Annotated in this window: 18 protein-coding genes; 12 read left to right on the top strand and 6 right to left on the bottom strand. The window is 64.6% G+C overall.

Features of this window, described 5'->3' with window-relative positions:
• Positions 1–110 precede the first annotated feature (110 nt).
• The 7 genes from BMW75_RS04685 (at position 111) to BMW75_RS29675 (ending at position 7537) form a co-directional block, all read left to right on the top strand.
• On the top strand, positions 111–1697 hold the full coding sequence (locus BMW75_RS04685) for an ABC transporter substrate-binding protein (protein ID WP_076518272.1): 1587 nt from the start codon (positions 111–113) through the stop codon (positions 1695–1697).
• A gap of 21 nt (positions 1698–1718) precedes the next feature.
• Positions 1719–2693, top strand: a complete 975-nt coding sequence (locus tag BMW75_RS04680; RefSeq protein ID WP_076518271.1) for an ABC transporter permease — start codon at positions 1719–1721, stop codon at positions 2691–2693.
• Positions 2690–3616: an ABC transporter permease gene (locus tag BMW75_RS04675; protein WP_076518269.1), complete on the top strand. Its 927-nt coding sequence runs from the start codon at positions 2690–2692 to the stop codon at positions 3614–3616. The genes BMW75_RS04680 and BMW75_RS04675 overlap by 4 nt, the downstream gene beginning before the upstream one ends.
• A 22-nt stretch (positions 3617–3638) precedes the next feature.
• The gene (locus BMW75_RS04670) at positions 3639–4634 is read left to right on the top strand and encodes an ABC transporter ATP-binding protein (protein WP_371466651.1); all 996 of its coding nucleotides are present in this window, start codon (positions 3639–3641) and stop codon (positions 4632–4634) included.
• Positions 4631–5647, top strand: coding sequence for an ABC transporter ATP-binding protein (locus BMW75_RS04665; protein WP_092577210.1), 1017 nt, complete (start codon positions 4631–4633; stop codon positions 5645–5647). Before BMW75_RS04670 ends, BMW75_RS04665 begins: the two co-directional genes overlap by 4 nt.
• 111 nt (positions 5648–5758) lie before the next feature.
• A complete protein-coding gene (locus tag BMW75_RS04660; RefSeq protein WP_092577208.1) occupies positions 5759–6958 on the top strand; it encodes a M20 aminoacylase family protein in 1200 nt (399 codons plus the stop codon).
• Positions 6959–7285: 327 nt separating this feature from the next.
• Positions 7286–7537, top strand: a complete 252-nt coding sequence (locus BMW75_RS29675; RefSeq protein ID WP_092577206.1) for a hypothetical protein — start codon at positions 7286–7288, stop codon at positions 7535–7537.
• A 172-nt stretch (positions 7538–7709) separates the two neighbouring features.
• On the opposite strand, the gene BMW75_RS04650 is transcribed toward BMW75_RS29675, so the two are convergent.
• The 5 genes from BMW75_RS04650 to rpmH all read right to left on the bottom strand — a co-directional run bounded on the left by BMW75_RS04650 (position 7710) and on the right by rpmH (position 12052).
• Positions 7710–9155 carry a catalase gene (locus BMW75_RS04650; protein WP_092577204.1) on the bottom strand — a complete coding sequence of 482 codons (1446 nt, stop codon included), beginning with the start codon at positions 9153–9155 and terminating at the stop codon, positions 7710–7712.
• Between the two features lie 282 nt (positions 9156–9437).
• Positions 9438–11120 carry a membrane protein insertase YidC gene (gene yidC, locus BMW75_RS04645; RefSeq protein ID WP_092577202.1) on the bottom strand — a complete coding sequence of 561 codons (1683 nt, stop codon included), beginning with the start codon at positions 11118–11120 and terminating at the stop codon, positions 9438–9440.
• A gap of 48 nt (positions 11121–11168) precedes the next feature.
• Positions 11169–11441, bottom strand: coding sequence for a membrane protein insertion efficiency factor YidD (yidD, locus tag BMW75_RS04640; protein ID WP_076518257.1), 273 nt, complete (start codon positions 11439–11441; stop codon positions 11169–11171).
• On the bottom strand, positions 11438–11809 hold the full coding sequence (locus BMW75_RS04635; RefSeq protein WP_076518254.1) for a ribonuclease P protein component: 372 nt from the start codon (positions 11807–11809) through the stop codon (positions 11438–11440). The genes yidD and BMW75_RS04635 overlap by 4 nt, the downstream gene beginning before the upstream one ends.
• A 108-nt stretch (positions 11810–11917) precedes the next feature.
• On the bottom strand, positions 11918–12052 hold the full coding sequence (gene rpmH / locus BMW75_RS04630) for a 50S ribosomal protein L34 (protein WP_006228069.1): 135 nt from the start codon (positions 12050–12052) through the stop codon (positions 11918–11920).
• A 393-nt stretch (positions 12053–12445) separates the two neighbouring features.
• Here rpmH and dnaA point away from each other — a divergent pair, with 393 nt between their 5' ends.
• The 3 genes from dnaA to gyrB all read left to right on the top strand — a co-directional run bounded on the left by dnaA (position 12446) and on the right by gyrB (position 17560).
• The gene (dnaA, locus tag BMW75_RS04625; RefSeq protein WP_076518251.1) at positions 12446–13903 is read left to right on the top strand and encodes a chromosomal replication initiator protein DnaA; all 1458 of its coding nucleotides are present in this window, start codon (positions 12446–12448) and stop codon (positions 13901–13903) included.
• A 2-nt stretch (positions 13904–13905) separates the two neighbouring features.
• Positions 13906–15015 (top strand): DNA polymerase III subunit beta, encoded by a 1110-nt coding sequence (dnaN, locus tag BMW75_RS04620; RefSeq protein WP_056327779.1) that lies wholly within the window; start codon positions 13906–13908, stop codon positions 15013–15015.
• Between the two features lie 97 nt (positions 15016–15112).
• Positions 15113–17560: a DNA topoisomerase (ATP-hydrolyzing) subunit B gene (gene gyrB, locus BMW75_RS04615; protein ID WP_092577198.1), complete on the top strand. Its 2448-nt coding sequence runs from the start codon at positions 15113–15115 to the stop codon at positions 17558–17560.
• Between the two features lie 73 nt (positions 17561–17633).
• Here the strand turns inward: gyrB and BMW75_RS04610 are convergent, their stop codons facing one another.
• On the bottom strand, positions 17634–18566 hold the full coding sequence (locus BMW75_RS04610; protein WP_092577197.1) for a LysR substrate-binding domain-containing protein: 933 nt from the start codon (positions 18564–18566) through the stop codon (positions 17634–17636).
• 171 nt (positions 18567–18737) lie between these two features.
• Here BMW75_RS04610 and BMW75_RS04605 point away from each other — a divergent pair, with 171 nt between their 5' ends.
• The gene (locus tag BMW75_RS04605; RefSeq protein ID WP_076518243.1) at positions 18738–19649 is read left to right on the top strand and encodes an amino acid ABC transporter substrate-binding protein; all 912 of its coding nucleotides are present in this window, start codon (positions 18738–18740) and stop codon (positions 19647–19649) included.
• A gap of 90 nt (positions 19650–19739) precedes the next feature.
• Complete coding sequence (locus BMW75_RS04600) at positions 19740–20507, top strand: amino acid ABC transporter permease (protein ID WP_092577195.1); 768 nt, start codon at positions 19740–19742, stop codon at positions 20505–20507.
• The last annotated feature ends 1 nt before the right edge of the window (position 20508 follow it).

Raw genomic sequence — 20508 nt, 5'->3', positions numbered from 1 at the left:
AGGGATGGCGGTGCTAGGACAATAGGGGAATATAACTGTTGCGCGGCGCGTTGTTTGCTGGTTACTGTGGCCCCGAGGTTCAAAACCCGAAACAACTCTGGGAGATCACGATGGCATCTCGGTTTTCGCGTGTATTGGCCTGCGGCGCAGCCGCGGTAGCGTTGGCCTTTGGCACTTTCAGTTCGGCCATGGCGCGCGATCTGGTGATCGGTTTGAAGACCGAGCCCTCATCGATGGATCCGCAGTATCACGCCCTGACGCCCAACACGCAGATTTCCCAGACCATCTTCGACACGCTGGTCGCCACGGATGCGCAGCTCAAGCCGCAGCCGTCGCTGGCGGAGTCCTGGACCGTGGACGGCAACGTATGGACCTTCAAGCTGCGGCCGAACGTCAAGTTCTCGGATGGCACGCCGTTCACCGCCGAAGACGTGGTGTTCACCTATGACCGCGTGCCGAAGGTGCCCAATAGCCCATCGCCATTCACGCTCTACCTGGGCGCCGTCGCCAAGACCGAGGCGGTCGATCCGATGACCGTGCGCATCACGACCAAGAGCGTCGCGCCCAATCTGCTCGTCAACCTGGCGCAGTTGCCCATCATGTCCAAGAAAGCGGCGTCCGGACCCGCCGCCGAGGGCAAGACGACGACCGAACTCAACAGCGGCGACGGTCTCATCGGCACCGGTCCCTACAAGTTCGTGTCCTGGAAGCGCGGCGCCGAATTCGTGCTGGCGCGCAACGACAACTATTGGGGCAAGAAGCCCGTATGGGACCGCGTGGTCTACCGCCCCATCAGCAATGCGGCCGCGCGCGTGGCCGCGCTGCTCGCGGGCGACGTGGACATGATCGAGGATCCCCCCACCGACGACCTGCCCAAGCTCAAGTCCGACAAGAAGCTCTTTGTCGAGGAAACGCCGTCCGTCCGCGTGGTCTACGTGGCGCTGGACCAGTACGCGGAGCCTTCGCCCGGCGTGCAGGGCACCGACAAGAATCCGATGAAGGACAAGCGCGTGCGCGAGGCCCTGTCGCTGGCGATCAATCGCGATGCGCTGGTCGAGCGCGTGATGGGCGGCGTCGCGCTGCCCGCGGGCAACCTGCTGCCCTACCCCATGTTCGGGTCCAGCAAGGAACATTCGAAGGCGCCCAAGGCTGACGTCGAAAAGGCCAAGGCGCTGCTCAAGGAAGCCGGTTATCCCAACGGGTTCTCGATCACACTGGGCTCGCCTTCCGGCCGTTATGTGAATGATTCGAAGGTGGCGCAGGCCATCGCTTCGATGTGGACGCGCATCGGCGTGAAGACCAGCGTGGACGCGATGGCGCCCCCGGTGTTCTTCAAGAACCGCGACAGTTACGCGTTCTCGGCGTATCTGGCGGGCTGGTCGGTGACCAGCGGCGAAATGTCCAATGCGCTGACGTCGTTGCTGATGACCCGCAATCCCGAAGCCGGCCAGGGCACCACCAACCGCAGCCGCTATTCCAATCCCAAGATGGACGAACTGGTGAAGCAGGCCTCGTCCACGATGGACGACGCCAAGCGCGCCGAGCTGCTGGCGACGGCCAGCAATATCGCCATGGACGACTTTGCGATGCTGCCGGTGCATTTCGAACTGTCGGTGTGGGCCATGAAGAACGACATCCGTTACCAGGGCCGTCCGGACCAGGTCACGCTGGCGCAGAACGCAACGCTGAAAAAGTAAGCGCGCAGCGGGCGATATCTCGTGCTTGCAACTATCGTCAGAAGGCTGCTGCAGACCATCGTCGTCATGCTCGTCATGTCGGCGCTGGTCTTTGCCGGCATCTACATGGTGGGCGATCCGGTCTCGATGCTGGCCAGCCCGGAAGCCACCGAGGCGCAGCGCGCCGCGATCAGCGCGTCGCTGGGGCTGGACCAGCCCTTGTGGCGGCAATACCTGATCTTCATGAGCCAGGCGGTGCGCGGCGATTTCGGCAACAGCTTTCTCACCGGCGAGCCGGCCATGCACCTCATCCTGGAGCGCATGCCGGCCACGGTGGAGCTGGCCTGCGTGGCGATGCTGCTGTCGGTGCTGATCGGCGTGCCGCTGGGCATCCTGGCGGGCCTCAAGCCCGCGGCGGTGGGGTCGCGCGCGATCATGACCGGTTCCGTACTGGGGTTCTCGCTGCCCAATTTCTGGGTCGGCCTGATGCTCATCATGGTGTTTGCGGTCATGCTGGGCTGGGTGCCGGCGGGGGGGCGCGGCGACACCGTCAGCATCGGCTCGCTGCAGCTGAGCGTGCTGACGTTCGACGGCTGGCTGAGCCTGGCCCTGCCTGCCGCCACCATCGCCTTCGCCAAGTGCGCGATGATCATCCGGGTGACGCGCGCGGCCACGCGCGAAGCCCTGCCCATGGACTACATCAAGTTCGCGCGGGCCAAGGGCCTGTCCGAAAAGCGGGTGCTGGGCGTGCACCTGCTCAAGAACATCCTGATTCCGGTGGTGACGGTGGCGGGCCTGGAATTCGGCCAGGTGATGGCGTTCGCCGTCGTGACGGAAACCGTGTTTTCGTGGCCGGGCATGGGCAAGCTGCTGATCGATTCCATCATCAACCTGGATCGCCCGGTGGTGGTGGCGTACCTGCTGCTGATTGTTTTCTTCCTGGTCATGTTGAATCTGGTGGTGGACATCATCTACACGGTGCTGGACCCCCGCGTACGCCTGGATAGCCGCCGATGAATACGCCCGCCGCCGTCGCCCCGACGCCCTCCCCGACCCCCACCAAGGAGCAATCGCCCTGGCGGCGGTTTGTCGCGGATTTCTTTGCCAGCAAACTGGCCACGCTGGGCCTGGTGATGCTGGTCGTGATCGTGGGGGCGGCGGTGCTGGCGCCCTGGATCGCGCCGCAGAATCCCTATGACCTGGCCAGCCTGGACATCATGGATTCGAAGCTCAAGCCGGGCAGCGAAAGCGGCGACGGTTCGATGCGCTACTTGCTGGGGACCGACGGGCAGGCGCGCGACCTCTTTTCCGCGATTCTCTACGGCATGCGCACCAGCCTCATGGTGGCGACCGTGTCGGTGCTGGCGGCCTTCGGCATCGGCGCCACCGTCGGGCTGATCGCCGCGTATTTCGGCGGGCGGATCGACGCCCTGCTGATGCGGGTTGTGGATATCCAGTTGTCGTTCCCGGCGATCCTGGTGGCGCTGATGCTGCTGGCCATCCTGGGCAAGGGTGTGGATAAGGTGATCATCGCGCTCATCGTCGTGCAGTGGGCCTATTTCGCGCGCGCGGCGCGGGGCGCCGCGCTGGTCGAGCGCGGCAAGGAATATGTCGAGGCGGCACGCTGCATGTCGCTGTCGTGGTCGCGCGTGCTGTTTCGCCATGTGCTGCCCAACTGCATGCCGCCGCTCATCGTGATCGCCACCATCGACCTGGCGCACGCGATCGCGCTGGAAGCGACCCTGTCGTTTCTGGGCGTCGGCGTGCCGGTGACCGAGCCGTCCTTGGGCATGCTGATCTATAACGGCTTCGAGTATCTGTTGTCCGGCCAGTACTGGATTTCGTTCTTTCCCGGCATCGCGCTGGCGCTGGCGATCGTGGCCATCAACCTGGTGGGCGATCACCTGCGCGATGTGCTCAATCCGCGGCACGCGAACTGAGGACGGGGCGATGCAGGCACAGATGGCACAACAACCCCAGACGGCTGCCCGGCCCATCCTCGAGGTGCATGGGCTGAAGACGCATTTCTTCACGCGCAACGGCGTGGTGAAGGCCGTCGATGGCGTGGACCTGACGCTGGCCGAAGGCGAAATCCTGGGCTTGGTGGGCGAGTCCGGGTCGGGCAAAAGCATCACGGGCTTTTCGTTGATGGGCTTGCTGGACGAGCCGGGGCGCATTGTCGAGGGCCAGTTGCTGCTCAATGGCGAGGACCTGCGCGCGGCGTCGCCCGCGCGCTGGCGCCAGTTGCGCGGGCAGGAGATCGCGATGATCTTCCAGGACCCGATGATGACGCTCAATCCCGTGCTGCGCGTGGATACCCAGATGATCGAAGCGGTGCAGGCGCATGGCAAGGCAACGCGCGAACAGGCGCGCCAGCGCGCGCTGCAGACCCTGGCCATGGTGGGGATTCCATCGCCCGAGGAGCGCCTGCGGACCTATCCGCATCAGTTGTCGGGCGGCATGCGCCAGCGTGTGGCCATCGCCATTGCGCTGCTGAATTCGCCACGTCTCATCGTGGCCGATGAGCCCACGACCGCGCTGGACGTCACGATACAGGGCCAGATCCTGTTCGAGGTGCAAAAGCTCTGCCGCGAGACCGGCACCGGCCTGATCTGGATCACGCACGACCTGGCGGTCGTCGCGGGACTGGCTGACCGCGTGTCGGTAATGTATGCGGGACGCATCGTGGAGACGGGCAGCACCGAGGCCGTCATCAGCCATCCGATGCATCCCTACACGCACGGGCTGATCGCTTCCATTCCCACGCCGCAGTCCCGCGGCAAGCCGCTTGTGCCGATTCCGGGCATGACGCCGTCGCTGCTGAACCTGCCGCAAGGCTGTGCATTTCGCGGACGCTGTCCGCGCGCGACGGACGCCTGTCTGGTCGAGCCGCAGCCGGTGGAAGTCCGCCCGGCGCAATGGGTGCGCTGCTGGCATGCAGGACCGGACACGATATGAACGTCGCACAGCGCAACGCCACCCCCATCCTCGACTTGCGCGAGGTCGAACTTCGCTTCGTACAGCCGGTGGATCTGGCGGGCCGCATCGCGAACCTGCTGGGCGCGGGCCTGAAGACGCAGGTCGTGCATGCCGTGGCCGGCGTGGACCTGGCGGTCAGGCCCGGCGAAGTGATCGGCATCGTCGGCGAGTCGGGCTGTGGAAAATCCACGCTGGGTCGCGTCGTGTCGGGCATCCTGCCGCCCACCTCAGGGGAAGTGCACTACCAGGGCACGCCCGTGCACGCCATGAAAGGTCCCGCGCGGCGCGCCTACGAACTGGGCGTGCAGATGATTTTTCAGGATCCGTATGCGTCGCTGAACCCGCGCATGCGCGTGCGCGACATCATCGGTGAAGCGCCCGCGGCCCACGGTCTGATCCGTTCACGCGACAAGACCGAGTACGTGGCCGGCCTGATGCGCCAGGTCGGGCTGGACCCGAGTTTTGCACAGCGTTATCCGCATCAATTCTCGGGCGGTCAACGCCAGCGCATCGGCATTGCGCGGGCCCTGGCGCTCAGGCCCTCGGTGATCGTCTGCGACGAGGCCGTGGCGGCGCTGGACGTGTCGATCCAGGCGCAGGTGCTGAACCTGTTTGAGCGCCTGCGCGCGGACCTGGACCTGACCTATCTGTTCATCAGCCATAACCTGAGCGTGGTGAGCCACATTTCGGATCGCGTGGCGATCATGTATCTGGGGCGCATCGTGGAGCTGGCCGACACCGACACGGTCTTCACGCGCGCCAATCATCCGTATACCCAGGCGCTGCTCAAGGAACTGCCCACGCTGGTCCCGGGACGCCGCACGTATCAGCCCATCAAGGGCGAGCTGCCCTCGCCGCTGGATCCGCCCACGGGGTGCGCATTTCATCCGAGGTGTCCCCACGCGATGCCGCGCTGCAAGGTGGAGCGACCACTGCTGCGGGAGGTCGCGCCGGACCAGTACAGCGCCTGCCATCTGAACGATGCCGCTTGACCTGCGCCGAAAAAGGGCTGGACGGGGCACGCCGGGCGGCGCGAGAATTCCCGCAGCAGCAGGCCTTTTGCGCGTGCGCCATCCCTTAACCCAAACCGCTTATCCACAGCCATGAAAACCATTGCCGAAATCGAACGCGTGCACGGGGACCTGACCGCCCTGCGACGCGATATCCATGCGCATCCGGAACTGGCGTTCCAGGAGACGCGCACGTCCAACCTGGTGGCCGAGCGCCTGCGCAGTTGGGGGCTGGAAGTCCACACGGGGCTGGGGAAAACCGGTGTGGTGGGGATTTTGCGCGCCGGCAGCGGCAACAAGACCATCGGCCTGCGTGCCGACATGGATGCGCTGCCCATGCCGGAGCACAATCGGTTTGCCCACAAGTCCACCATCAGTGGCCGCATGCACGGCTGCGGCCACGATGGGCATACGACGATGTTGCTGGGCGCGGCGCAGTACCTGTCCACGCATCGCAACTTCGACGGCACGATCGTGTTCATCTTCCAACCGGCCGAAGAAGGCGGCAACGCCGGCGCGCGCGCCATGATGCAGGACGGACTGTTCGATAAATTTCCGTGCGATGCGGTGTTCGGCATCCACAACATGCCGGGCATGCCGGTCAACCAGTTCGGGTTCCGGTCCGGTCCCACGATGGCCTCGAGCAATCGCTGGGACATCGTGATCAAGGGCGTCGGTGGCCACGCGGCGCAGCCGCATGCGTCGGTGGACCCGATCATCGTCGCCGCGGACATGGTGCACGCGCTGCAGACGGTGATTTCGCGCAGCAAGAATCCGCTGGAGCAGGCAGTGCTGTCCATCACGCAGATCCACGCGGGCGACGCCTACAACGTGATACCCGGCGAAGCCGTGTTGCGCGGCACGGTGCGCACCTATTCGGTCGAGACGCTGGACAAGATCGAGGCCGACATGCGGCGCATCGCCACCACCTTGCCACAGGTGTATGGCGGTACGGGCGAGCTGGATTTCGTGCGCGCCTATCCGCCGCTGGTGAACTGGGAAAAAGAAACGGCCTTCGCGGCCAAGGTGGCCGAAGACACGTTCGGCGCCGAGAACGTGCTGCGCGACATGCCGCCCTTCATGGGCGCCGAGGACTTTTCGTTCTTTCTGGAAGCCATCCCGGGCGCGTACCTGTTCTTGGGCAACGGCGACGGGGACCATCGCATGGAGACCTATCACGGCATGGGTCCGTGCCAGCTCCACAATCCCAACTACGACTTCAACGATGCGCTGCTGCCGGTGGGGGCGACGTACTGGGTGAAGCTGGTGGAAGCGTTCATGCCGGCCCGGTAAGGACCGATACGCTATTTGCTTATATGCGGTTCACCCTGACGCCGCGGGCGTGTCCCGCGGCTTTTTGCTATATGACGTGAGGCTTTGATCAAACACCCATAACTTCGTTTGAGATACCGGACGCGCTTTCCATAATCGACTATCCCTGCGATGCCGCACGGCGAATTGGAGCGATCTATGTCCCAGAGCAATGCCTCGCGGCGCGCAACGTACGCCGCCCCACGAATCCAGGCGGTGGCGCACCCGCAGCGCGAGACCGCCCCCGGCGCATTGATCGAATTGCCTGCTAGCCCATCGCGCCCCGTTCACTTATCCACAAGGAACGCCATGCGTTTGTCCTCCACGCGACGGGATCGGCTGGTCCAGACCGCGACGGGCGCCGGCCTGGCGCTGATACTTGCCGTGCTTGCACTGGCCTCACCTACCCCTGCCGTGGCGGACGGGCACATTCCCATCGCGCAGCAGCCCCGCATCGTCGATGGCTTTGACGGCGCCGCCAGCCCTGTGGATAACGCTGACAGCGCCCCGTTTTGGCTGGCTGTGGATAAGGTGCTGATCGCATCCAAGGCCGGTGAATGACGGGAATTGGCGGCCCATCAGGGCTGTGTTGACGTTCGCAATGCCGAGCGCGGCGGCCCGCCTGTGGAAAACCGGGGATTCGATACGCGGGAACGGCTGAGGGGCCGGCGCTGTGGATAAAAAAAATGGGAGGCATCCATGCCTCCCATTTTTCATGCCTGCCTGCCGACGATTACAGCTTCAGGCCCAGCGCCTTGGCGACGCCTTCGGCATAGGCCGGATCGGCTTTGCGGAAGTGTTCCAGCTGACGGCGCTGGATCGCTTCGGGCACGCCCGCCATGTGGCGGCCGATGTTGCCGAACAGCTGCTCCTGCTGGGCCGGCGTCATCAGTCGGAACAGGTCGCCCGGTTGCGAGTAGTAGTCATCGTCGACGCGATGGTTCCAGCGCGCGGCGGCCTGGCCGTCCAGCGCGAGCGGCGGTTCGGCGGCTGAGGGCGTTTCCTTCCACTCGCCCGCGCTGTTGGGCTCGTAGTTGATCGTGGCGCCGGCATTGCCGTCCACCCGGCCCGCCCCATCGCGATGGAAACTGTGGAACGGGCATTTGGGCGCGTTCACGGGAATCTGGTGGTGGTTGATGCCCAGGCGATAGCGATGCGTGTCGCCGTAGGAAAAGAGGCGGCCCTGCAGCATCTTGTCGGGAGAAAAGCCGATGCCGGGCACCACGTTCGCCGGCGTGAAGGCTGCCTGCTCGACCTCCGCGAAGTAGTTCTCGGGATTGCGGTTCAACTCCAGCACGCCGACCTCGATCAGCGGATAGTCGCCATGGGGCCATACCTTGGTCAGGTCGAACGGGTTGATGTGGTAGGTGGCGGCTTCGGCCTCGGGCATGATCTGCACCTTCAGCGTCCACTTCGGGAAGTTGCCCTGCTCGATGTTGTCGAACAGGTCGCGCTGCGAGCTTTCGCGGTCGTGCGCCACTACCTGCGCCGCTTCCTCGTCCGTCAGACAGGCGATGCCCTGCTGCGACTTGAAGTGGAATTTCACGTAGAAGCGCTCGTTGCTGGCGTTGATAAAGCTGAACGTGTGCGAGCCGAAGCCGTGCTGCTGGCGCAGGTTGGCGGGGATGCCGCGATCGCTCATCAGCGTGGTGACCTGATGCAGCGATTCCGGGTTGAGGGACCAGAAATCCCACGCCGCGGTGGCGTTGCGCAGATTGGTCTTGGGATCGCGCTTCTGGGTGTGGATAAAGTCGGGGAACTTCAGCGGGTCGCGGATGAAGAAGACGGGCGTGTTGTTGCCCACGAGATCCCAGTTCCCTTCGTCGGTGTAGAACTTGATGGCAAAGCCGCGCACGTCGCGTTCGGCATCGGCCGCGCCGCGCTCGCCGGCCACGGTCGAAAAGCGCAGGAAGAGCGGTGTCTGCTTGCCGACCTGGGAAAAGATCTTGGCGCGGGTGTAGCGGGTGATGTCGTGCGTGACGGTGAAGGTGCCGTAGGCGCCGGAGCCCTTGGCATGGACGACGCGTTCGGGGATGCGTTCGCGGTCGAAATGGGCAAGCTTTTCAATCAGCCAGAAGTCTTCCAGCAAGGCGGGACCGCGGGGGCCTGCGGTCAGCGTGTTGTTGTTGTCCGGCACCGGCGCGCCCGAGGCGGTGGTCAGAGGCTTCTTGTCAGTCATGGCACACTCCGTAAGTCATTCTGGATGGCGCGGGCCGCTGGTGGGGCCGCGCGGCGTTGCAGCGAAAGCCGGGCGACAGGGCCGCCAGACGGCAAACTCGAACCCATCATAGGAGGGCTGGGCGACTGTGGGAAGTTGATTGATCTTGGTTTAGCGATTGATAATTTCTATTGACGGCCGTCCCGGGTATGAAAAATGCTGATCGCGCCCTTCGTTGTGTGATTCGCGCAGGCAAAAAAAACCGGCCCTGAGGCCGGTTTTTTGGTGCGAGGCGCGGCGCGATCAGCGGTTGGCTGCGGCTTGCGTCTTGCGTTCGATGGCGCGGGTGATGGACCACTGCTGCGCGATCGACAGGATGTTGTTGACGCACCAGTACAGCACCAGGCCGGCCGGGAAGAAGAACATCATCCCGCCGAACACCAGCGGCATGATCATCATGACCTTGGCCTGGATGGGATCCGGGGGCGTCGGGTTCAGTTTGATCTGCAGGAACATGGTCGCCATCATGATGGCGGGCAGGATGAAGAACGGATCGCGGACCGACAGGTCATGGACCCACAGGATCCACGGCGCGCCGCGCATTTCGACGCTGGCCAGCAGCACCCAGTACAGCGAGATGAACACCGGGATCTGCACCACCATGGGCAGGCAGCCGCCCAGCGGGTTGATCTTCTCGGTGCGGTACATCTCCATCATGGCCGCATTGAGCTTCTGCTTGTCGTCGCCGTACTTTTCCTTCAGGGCCTGCAGGCGCGGAGCGACCTGCTTCATGCGGGCCATGGAGCGGTAGCTGGCGGCGGCCAGGGGGTAGAACACGGCCTTGATCAGCACGGTCAGCGCCACGATCGTCCAACCCCAGTTGCCCAGGATGGAATGCAGCCAGGTCATCAGCGTGAACAGCGGCTTGGCGATGATGGTCAGCCAGCCGTAGTCGACCACCAGCTCCAGGCCGGGGGCGAGTGCCGCCATGGCCTTCTGGTCCTGCGGGCCGACCCACAGGTGCGAATCGACGCGCGCGGCGGAACCGGGGGCGATCTCACCGACGGCTTCGATGCTGCGGCCGGCGTACAGATTCTTCTGCACTTCGAGCAGTTCGTTGGTGCGCGGCTTGCCTTGCGGGGGCACCCAGGCCGTGGCGAAGTAGTGCTGGACCACGGCGATCCAGCCGTTGTCCGCCTGCTTGACGTAGGTGGCCTTGTGCTTCTGGATGTCGCTGAACGTGCTCTTCTGGAACTTGTCCTGTTCCGAGTAGACGGCAAAGCCGGTGAACGTGTGATAGAAGCTCGACGTGTCGGCCGGGTCGTTGCCGTCGCGCTCGATCTGCAGGTACAGCGACGGGGACACCGGAGCGGCGCCGACGTTGGTCAGGTCATGGCGAACGTCGATGTCATAGCGGCCGCGGTGCAGGGTGAAGGTCTTGGTGACCTTGACGCCGCCCGATTCGCCTTCGAACGTGACGACCAGGTTGTCGCCGGTCAGTTCGCGTTCCTGCGAGACCAGGCGGAACGGCGTCTGGTGCGTCGGGAAGCTCTGGCCGCTGGGCGCGCCGACCACGCCGGTCTGCACCACGTAGTTCAGGCCGGCCGAGCGGTCCAGCAGGACCGTGGGTTTGTCGGGCTGGCCGGTGGCCGGATACTTCAGCAGCTCGGCGCGCACGAGCTGCGCGCCCATTGTGTCGAAGGTCAGGCGCAGCACGTCGGTCGTGATGACGACTTCCTCGGAGCGCGCGGGCACGGGCGTCGCGGCGCCGGGCACCGTGGAGGCCGGGGCAGCGGCGGCAGACGGGGCGCTGGGCACCGAGGGCGTCGCATTGTTGTTTGCGCCAGCCGGCGTTTCGCTCGTGCTGGCCGTGGGCGTGGGCGCCCCGAACAGCGACGGCTTGCCGTTATGGATTTGCCAGTTGTTCCAAAGGAGCAACAGCGAAAAGGAAAAAATCATCCAGAGGACGGTTCGTCGGATATCCATGGTGCCTACTGAAGTGAATACGGGCCAGCAAAGCCCGCCAGTTTAGCGTCAATCGTGCTCGATGCGGTGGCTGTGGGAGCAGCACCGGGCGTCATTGGTTCCCTTGGCCGGCGGAACCGGATCCCACCCGCCGGGCGACCACGGATGACAGCGGCCGATACGCCGGACCCCCATCCAGAAGCCGCGCCATGCACCGTGGCGCTCGATCGCTTCGATCGCGTACGCCGAGCAGGTCGGAGTAAAACGGCACTGCCGGCCGATCCAGGGACTCAGGAAAAACCTGTAGAACCGGATCGGGGCAATGAGGAGCGTCTTGATCATCGCGCGATCCGCTCAAAGTGAGCGTCCACTTCGGCTCTGGCCGCGCGTTTCAGCGCGGTGAGCGTGGCGGGAGCGACCTTGCTATGCAGGCGCACGACGTAATCTCTTGCCGGCAGCGCCAGGCGCCGATGGCGGAAAGCCTCGCGTATGACCCGCTTCAAGGCGTTGCGCGTACTGGCATGGGCGGCGAACCGCTTGGCGATCACCAGCCCGAGGCGGGCACAGGCATCCTGGCCGACAGGCAGATCATTGGGAGCCGAGCTCACAATGAAGAATGCCCCTCGGGCCAGACGCCGGCCTTTGAGGGCGGCGGCAAACTCGGAGGGGCGATGCAGCCGCGCCTCCGGCGGAAGCGTGGAGCGCGGCATGGACTGCGGGTCAGGCGGTTGCCCGGAACCGGAACAGGATTGCGAGAGGTCTTGCAATATGGCCGGTCCGTGCAGGGGTCAGATTTCCGGAAAACCGGAAAACAGGCCTTAGACGGCCAGACGCTTGCGGCCCTTGGCGCGACGGGCGCTCAGGATGGCGCGGCCAGCGCGGGTTTTCATGCGCACGCGAAAGCCATGGGTGCGCTTGCGGCGGGTAACGGAAGGTTGGTAGGTACGTTTCATGGACGATCCACAAAAAGAACAAAGTCAGAAGGGACCTGCCCGGAGGGTTCCAGGTCGCACCAAGCAGAAGCGGGTATCTGGCAAGCGTTTTTGCAACGGGTTTTGCAACCGGTGCGAAAAACAACTCGTAGACGGGGCTCTGTACCGGAGATTTCTCACCGGGCGACCTATTCAGCAAAGCTAAAAACCGGACAGATTGCTCTTGTAGAGAGCGTGTCCGGGTCAGCTTTCTGCGAAACCTTCTGACAGACAGAATTCGGAAAAGCCCACCATTTCAGCAAGTTTTCCCTGTCTTGTCAAACAGTTAAGCCCGGGCCTTGTAGACGCTCATGGCCCTCCCTGTGGATAACCCCAGCCCAGGCAAGGTAGAATCGAGGTTTGAATAAGAGCGACATGAAAGAATTCTGGCAGACCTGCGTCAGTCGTCTTGAGCAGGAACTCCCCCCCCAACAAATCAGCGCGTGGATACGACCGCTGGTCCCGCTTGCGTACGACGAAACGCAGGCGGTGCTGCGCGTTGCCGCGCCCAACCGCTTCAAGCTGGACTGGGTGCGCAAGAACTTTTCCCACCAGATCGAAGCGTTGGCCGCGGAGTGGTTCAAGCGTCCGGTCCAGGTGCTGTTCGAGCTGCCCTCCCACGGCGCCGCGCCCCGCATGCCGGTCGCGCCCGTGCGATCGCAGCAGCCCCAGCCCACGCACCTGTCCGCCGCACCGCCCTCGGGCGCAGCACCGCCGGTGAACGTCACGGTGACGACCGCTCCGCCCCCGCCGGCGACGACCGTCGCGGCGCAGGCCGTGAATGCGGATGCCGCCAACATCGTGTACGAGCGTTCGCGCCTGAACACCGACCTCACGTTCGAGAACTTCGTGACCGGCAAGGCCAACCAGCTCGCGCGCGCCGCGGCGCTGCAGGTGGCCGAGAACCCGGGCACCTCGTACAACCCGTTGTTCCTGTACGGGGGCGTGGGCCTGGGCAAGACCCACCTGATCCACGCCATCGGCAACGCCATGGTCGCGGCGGGCACCGGGGTGCGCGTGCGTTACGTGCATGCCGACCAATACGTGTCCGACGTGGTCAAGGCGTACCAGCGCAAGGCATTCGACGATTTCAAGCGCTACTACCATTCGCTGGACCTGCTGCTGATCGACGACATCCAGTTCTTCTCCGGCAAGAACCGCACGCAGGAAGAGTTCTTCTATGCGTTCGAGGCGATGGTCGCGCAGCGCAAGCAGATCATCATCACCAGCGATACGTACCCGAAGGAACTGTCGGGCATCGACAGCCGCCTGATCTCGCGTTTCGACTCTGGCCTGACGGTGGCCATCGAGCCGCCGGAGCTGGAGATGCGCGTGGCGATCCTGCTGCGCAAGGCGGAATCCGAAGGCGTGCCCATGCCCGAGGAAGTGGCGTTCTTCATCGCCAAGCACCTGCGCAGCAACGTGCGCGAACTGGAAGGCGCGCTCCGCAAGGTCCTGGCCTACGCGCGCTTCCATGGCCGCGACGTGCTGACGGTCGACGTCTGCAAGGAAGCGCTGAAGGATCTGCTGTCGGTGTCCAACGGCCAGATCACCGTCGAAAACATCCAGAAGACGGTCGCGGACTTCTACAAGATCAAGGTCGCGGACATGTATTCGAAACGCCGGCCGGCCAATATCGCCTTGCCGCGCCAGGTCGCGATGTACCTGGCCAAGGAGCTGACCCAGAAAAGCCTGCCGGAAATCGGCGATTTATTCGGCGGCCGTGATCACACCACGGTGCTGCACGCCGTTCGCAAGATTTCCGATGCCCGCGCCAAGCAAGCGGAGCTCAACCATACCCTGCACGTGTTGGAACAAACTCTAAAAGGATGAACATGCAACTCGTACAAACCACACGCGATGCATTGCTGAAACCGCTGTCGACTGTGGCGGGCATCGTCGAAAGACGCCATACCCTGCCCATTCTTGCGAACATCCTGATGCGCAAGGAAGGCAACAAGGTTGCCTTCATTGCGACCGACCTGGAAGTGCAGATCACCACGCACGCCGACTTTGGCGTCGGCCAGGACAACGAGTCCACCACGGTGGCCGCGCGCAAGCTGCTGGACATCCTGAAGGCCCTGCCGGACACGGGCGACGTGCGCCTGGCCCTGGCAAGCAACAAGCTGTCGGTGCAATCCGCCAAGAGCCGCTTTGCGCTGCAGACGCTGGCCGCCAGCGAGTTCCCCACCGTCGCTCAGCCCGAGCAGTGGGACGTCTCGCTGACCATGCCGCAGCGCACCCTGCGTCACCTCTTCAACATGGTGCACTTCGCCATGGCCCAGCAGGACATCCGCTACTACCTGAACGGCATGCTGCTGGTGTTCGAACCGGGCCGCGTGCGCGCCGTCGCCACCGACGGCCACCGTCTGGCGCACTGCTCCACCGAAGCCGACGGCATCGCCGAGCGCCACGAAGTCATCGTGCCGCGCAAGACCGTGCTGGAAATGCAGCGCCTGCTGGAAGACTCCGACGAGACCGTCTCCATCGACGTGGCGCCGGGCCAGATCCGTTTCCGTTTCGGCGACGTCGAGCTGGTGTCCAAGCTGGTCGAAGGCAAGTTCCCCGATTTCACGCGCGTGATTCCCACGAACTACACGCGCCACTTCCTGGTCGGCCGCGAAGCGCTCCAGGGCAGCCTGCAGCGCGCCGCCATCCTGACCACGGACAAGTTCAAGGGCGTGCGCCTGCAACTGGCGCAGAACCAGATGAAGATCTCGTCTTCCAACGCCGAGCAGGAAGAGGCGCAGGAAGAAATCGACATCGACTACAGCCATGAAGCGCTGGACGTCGGTTTCAACGTCGGCTATCTGCTGGACGTGCTGTCCAACGTGAAGGTCGACAACATCCAGTGGTCGGTGATGCCCGACGCCAATGCGTCGGCGCTCATCACGCTGCCCGAAGACGACCAGTTCAAGTACGTCGTCATGCCCATGCGGATCTGATCCGCTCCCCACTCGTGGGTTTGTGCCGCTTGCGGACCGGACGGTTCGCGGGCGGTCCGGCCGCAAGGCCGTTCTTTAAAGCGTTATCGATACAGACATGTCAGATCAGCAGAACACCACTCCCGAGACCAGCGGCTACGGCGCTGACTCGATCAAGATGCTCAAGGGGCTGGAGGCCGTGCGCAAGCGCCCCGGCATGTACATCGGCGACACGTCCGACGGCACGGGTTTGCACCACATGGTGTTCGAAGTTGTCGATAACGCCATCGACGAAGCCCTGGCCGGCTACTGCGACGACATCGTCGTCACCATCCACACCGACAATTCCATTTCGGTCACGGACAACGGCCGTGGCATCCCCACCGATATCCACAAGGACGACGAATTCCACCGCAGCGCGGCGGAAATCGTCATGACCGAACTGCATGCGGGCGGCAAGTTCGACCAGAACTCGTACAAGGTGTCCGGCGGCCTGCACGGCGTGGGCGTGTCCTGCGTGAACGCGCTGTCCGAATGGCTGCGGCTGACCATCCGCCGCAACGGCCAGGTGCACCAGATGGAATTCCGCCAGGGCGAGCGCGTCGCGCCCCTGGCCGTGACCGGCACGACCGACAAGCGCGGCACCGAAGTGCGCTTCCTGGCCGACCCGATCATCTTCAACAACATCGAATACCACTACGAGATCCTCTCCAAGCGCCTGCGTGAGCTCTCGTTCCTGAACAACGGCGTCAAGATCCGCCTGATCGACCAGCGCCAGGGCAAGGAAGAGAACTTTGCCTTCTCGGGCGGCGTGAAGGGCTTTGTCGAATACATCAACCGCGCCAAGACCGTGCTGCACCCGAACGTGTTCTCGGTGTCCACCGAGTCCTCGGCCGGCGGCGTGTCGGTGGGCGTGGAAGTGGCGATGCAGTGGAACGACAGCTACAGCGAAAGCGTGCTGTGCTTCACCAACAACATCCCGCAGCGCGACGGCGGCTCGCACCTGACCGGCCTGCGCGCCGCGATGACGCGCATCATCAACAAGTACATCACGGACAACGAACTGGCCAAGAAGGCCAAGGTCGAGACGTCCGGCGACGACATGCGCGAAGGCCTGGCCTGCGTGCTGTCGGTAAAGGTGCCCGAGCCCAAGTTCAGCAGCCAGACCAAGGACAAGCTGGTGTCCAGCGAAGTGCGTCCGGCCGTCGAAGAAGCCGTGGCCCGCACGCTGGAAACCTGGCTGCTCGAACATCCCAACGACGCCAAGGCCCTGTGCAACAAGATCGTCGAAGCCGCCCGTGCCCGCGAAGCCGCGCGCAAGGCGCGCGAAATGACGCGCCGCAAGAGCGTGCTGGAAGGCGCCGGCCTGCCCGGCAAGCTGGCGGACTGCCAGGAAAAGGATCCCGCGCTGTGCGAGCTGTACATCGTCGAGGGCGACTCGGCAGGCGGCTCGGCCAAGCAGGGCCGCGACCGCAAGTTCCAGGCCATTCTGCCGCTGCGCGGCAAGGTGCTGAACGTCGAGAAGGCGCGCTTTGACCGCCTGATCGCCAGCGAGCAGATCGCCACGCTGATCACGGCGCTGGGCACCAGCATCGGTCCGGATTTCAACGTGGAAAAGCTGCGCTACCACCGCCTCATCATCATGACCGACGCGGACGTCGACGGCGCGCACATCCGCACCCTGCTGCTGACGCTGCTGTACCGCCAGATGCCCGAGCTGGTGCAGCGCGGCTACGTGTACATCGCCCAGCCGCCGCTCTACAAGGTCAAGGTCGGCCGCGAAGAGCGCTACCTGAAGGATGACCAGGAAGAAGCGCAGTTCATGCTGACGCTCGCCCTGAAGGACGCCGAGATCATCTCGGGCGGCAACATCATCCGCGGCGAAGAGCTGAGCGAACTGGCCCGCCAGTACGTGGCGGCCGACGGGGTCATCGCCCGTCTGGCGCGCGTGTTCGACGTGGGCGCGCTGTCGGCCATGGCCGAAGGCGTGGAGATCAACCTGGAAACGGCCGAGTCCACCGCGGACTCCGCCAAGCGGTTGGCCGACGCCATGCGCGATCCCATCAACGGCAACGGCGTCGAAGTCGTGCCGCAGTTCGACGAGGCCACCGAGCGCCATCGCCTGTCCGTGCAGCGCATGCATCACGGCAACGTGCGCGTCAGCATCATCGACGCCGACTTCGTCAATGGCTCGGATTACGCCATCCTGTCCAAGGCCGCCAAGAGCTTCCTGGGCAAGGTCGGGCCGCGCTCGATGGCCGCCCGCGGCGAAGGCGACAAGCGCAAGGAGCAGCCGGTGTCCGACTTCCGCGAGGCCATGCAATGGCTGCGCAGCGAAGCCGACCGAAGCATCTCCAAGCAGCGCTACAAGGGTCTGGGTGAAATGAACCCCGAGCAGCTGTGGGAAACCACGATGGACCCGAAGGTGCGCCGCCTGCTGCGCGTGCAGATCGAGGACGCCATCGCGGCCGACGAGGTCTTCACCACGCTGATGGGCGACGACGTGGAGCCGCGCCGCAACTTCATCGAAACGCACGCGCTGTCGGCAGGCAATATCGACGCCTGATCGTCTGCCGTGTGCACCGCAAAGGCCAGCCCATCGGGCTGGCCTTTTGTTTTGCGAAGCGGGCCGCGACGGCCTACCGCGGCGGGCGCGCCTTCAAATCCCCCATCTCTTCCAGCATGAGCTGGTGCGCGTAGCGCGAGAAGACGCTGACCAGGCGCGTGCGCGTGTGGTACGGCGGATACAGCAGCGCCACCGTGACCGGCACTGCCGGGCTGAACGGCCGGACCTCGACGCCGCTGGCCTCGTATTCCTCGCGCGCGGCCAGCGGGTTGATCAGCGCCACGCCCAGGCCCGCGCCCACCAGCCCGCAGACCGACGAACCCAGTCCGGCCTCGGCCACGGTGCGGCGCTCGACCTTGGCGGATTTGAAGACGGCGTCGATGCGCTCGCGCAGCGGCGTGCCGCTCGTAAAGTCCACGAAGGGCTCGCCCGCGAAGTCGGCGGGCTTGAGCTTTTTCAGTTTGGTCAGGCGGTGTCCGCGCGGCAGCACCGCCACGCAGCTCATCGTGAGGACGGGTTCGACCTGGATGCCGGGGGCCTCCCCCGAGAGCATCGCCAGCCCGGTGTCGCAGAACCCCGAGCTGATCCAGTGGTGGACCGTGCTGGCGTTGCCGGAGTGGATTGCCACCATGACGTCCGGGTACTCCGTCTTGAAGGCCGCGACGATGCGCGCCAGCAGGCCCCCGGCCAGCCGGGGCATGGCCGCCACGCTCAGGCGGCTGGCGCTGAACGAGCGGATGCTGGCGGCGGCCGATTCCAGTCCGGCCAGCCCGATGAAGGTCTTTTCCACCTCCTGGAAGAAGCGCGATCCGTCCTGCGTTGGGCTCAGGCGGCTGCCATTGCGGTCGAACAAGGGAAACTGGGTGATGGCTTCCAATTGCGCAATTAAGCGGCTAACGTGCGGCTGCGAGGTGTGCACTCGCCGGGCCGCTGCGGTCATGGAACCGGTCATCATGACGGCGCGGAACGCCTCGATGTGCCGCAAGCCCATCCGGGGAATAGCCATATCAAATCCGTATAGAGGAATTCCTGATTGGAACTGGATAAAACCATACTGCTAGTTGATACTTTTTGCCAGCCGCGGGGCTCATCGCGGGACGCGGCGGTATTCAGCCGGGCTGGATCCGCCGATCGTGAACATAATCATGCGCCGCATGCACGGCGCCAAGGGAATCAGATGAAAGCACTTGCCGCGATCTCCGTCGCCACCGCCCTTCTGGGCGGCGCCGCGACGGCTCATGCCGAAGCCCCCAGCCGCCTGGACAAGATCCGGGAAACCGGCGTCATCACGCTTGGCCACCCCGAGACGTCGGTGCCGTTTGCGTACCTGGACGGCAACCAGAAGCCGATCGGCTACACGGTGGAGATCTGCCAGGAAGTCGCCAAGTATGTGCAGCAAGCGCTGAAGCTGCCCAAGCTCGAGGTCCGCTACAACCCGACGACGTCGGCCACGCGCATCCCGCTGCTGGCCAACGGCACCATCGACCTGGAATGCGGCAACACCACCAACAACGAAGCGCGCCACAAGCTGGTGTCTTTCGCGCCCACGACCTTCGTGGCGCAGGTGGTGCTGGTGGCGCGCAAGGACGGCGGCGTGAACCCCAACGACCTGACCTCGTTCCGCGGCAAGACCATCGCGGCGCAGGCGGGCGGCCAGACGTTCAAGCTGATCTCGCAGCTCAATGCGCAGGGCAACCTGGGCATTTCCATGGCGCCCACCAAGGACACCGCCGAGACCATCCTGATGGTGGAATCGGGCCGCGCCGCGGGCTCGGCCAACGACGACGGCATCGCCTACGGCGCCGTGGCGTCGTCCAAGAACCCGGATGCCTTCGTGATCGGCACCAAGGGCCTGGAAATGGCGCCCTACGGCATCATGCAGCCCAAGGACGACCCGAAGTTCAAGAAGGTCATCGATGACGCGGTGCTGGACCTCATCAAGACCGGCAAGGTCGCCGCGCTGTACGACAAGTACTTCAACTCGCCGATCCCGCCCAAGCAGATCAACCTGAAGTACCCCATGAGCGACGCTCTGAAGCGCGCCCTGGCCAATCCGACCGACTCGGGCGATCCCAAGGCCTACGAGTAAGCAGTCGAGCGCGGGACGCAGCGTGTCCCGCGCCGCGAAACGCGGGCAAGGACGCCGGCCCCCGCCGGCGTCGCGATCAAGGGCGAGGGCATGAATTACAACTGGAGCTGGAGCGTATTCCTGGAGATGTCGCCGGACGGCGTGCATACCTTCCTGGAGACGATCCTGATCGGCGTGGGCTGGACGCTCGCGCTGGCACTGACGGCATGGGTCTTCTCGCTGTTGCTGGGATCTTGCCTGGGCGTGATGCGCACGGCGAGTTCGCGCGTCATGAACATCGTCGGCACGAGCTATGTGGAGCTCTTTCGCAATATCCCGCTGCTGGTGCAGATGTTTCTCTGGTACTTCGTCCTGCCGGAGCTGCTGCCGCATGCCTGGGGCCTGGCGATGAAGCAGATGCCGCAGCCGTGGGGGCAGTTCCTGCCCGCCGTGCTGTGCCTGGGTTTCTATGGGTCGGCCCGCGTGGCCGAGCAATTGCGGGCGGGCATCCAGTCGCTGCCGCGCGGCCAGTTCCAGGCCGGCACCGCGCTCGGGCTGACCGAGGCGCAGGTCTACCGCTACGTCATCCTGCCCGAGGCCTACCGCATCGTACTGCCGCCGCTGACGTCGGAGTTCATGGGCACGATCAAGTACTCGTCGGTGGCGCTCACCATCGGCCTGCTCGAGTTGACGGGACAGGCGCGATCCATGGCGGAATTCAGCTTCCACATCTTCGAGGCCTTCTCCGCCGCGACGGTGATCTACCTCATCATCAACGGCATCGTCGTGCTGGGCATGCGCACGCTGGAACGCCGTGTCGCGGTGCCGGGCCTGATCGGGTCGGCGTCGCGTAGCGTTCCTGCCGGATCGGGGCGCTGAC

The organism is Achromobacter sp. NFACC18-2, assembly GCF_900108985.1.
Classification (GTDB): domain Bacteria; phylum Pseudomonadota; class Gammaproteobacteria; order Burkholderiales; family Burkholderiaceae_B; genus Achromobacter.
This window is presented reverse-complemented; position numbering and strand designations above follow the sequence as displayed.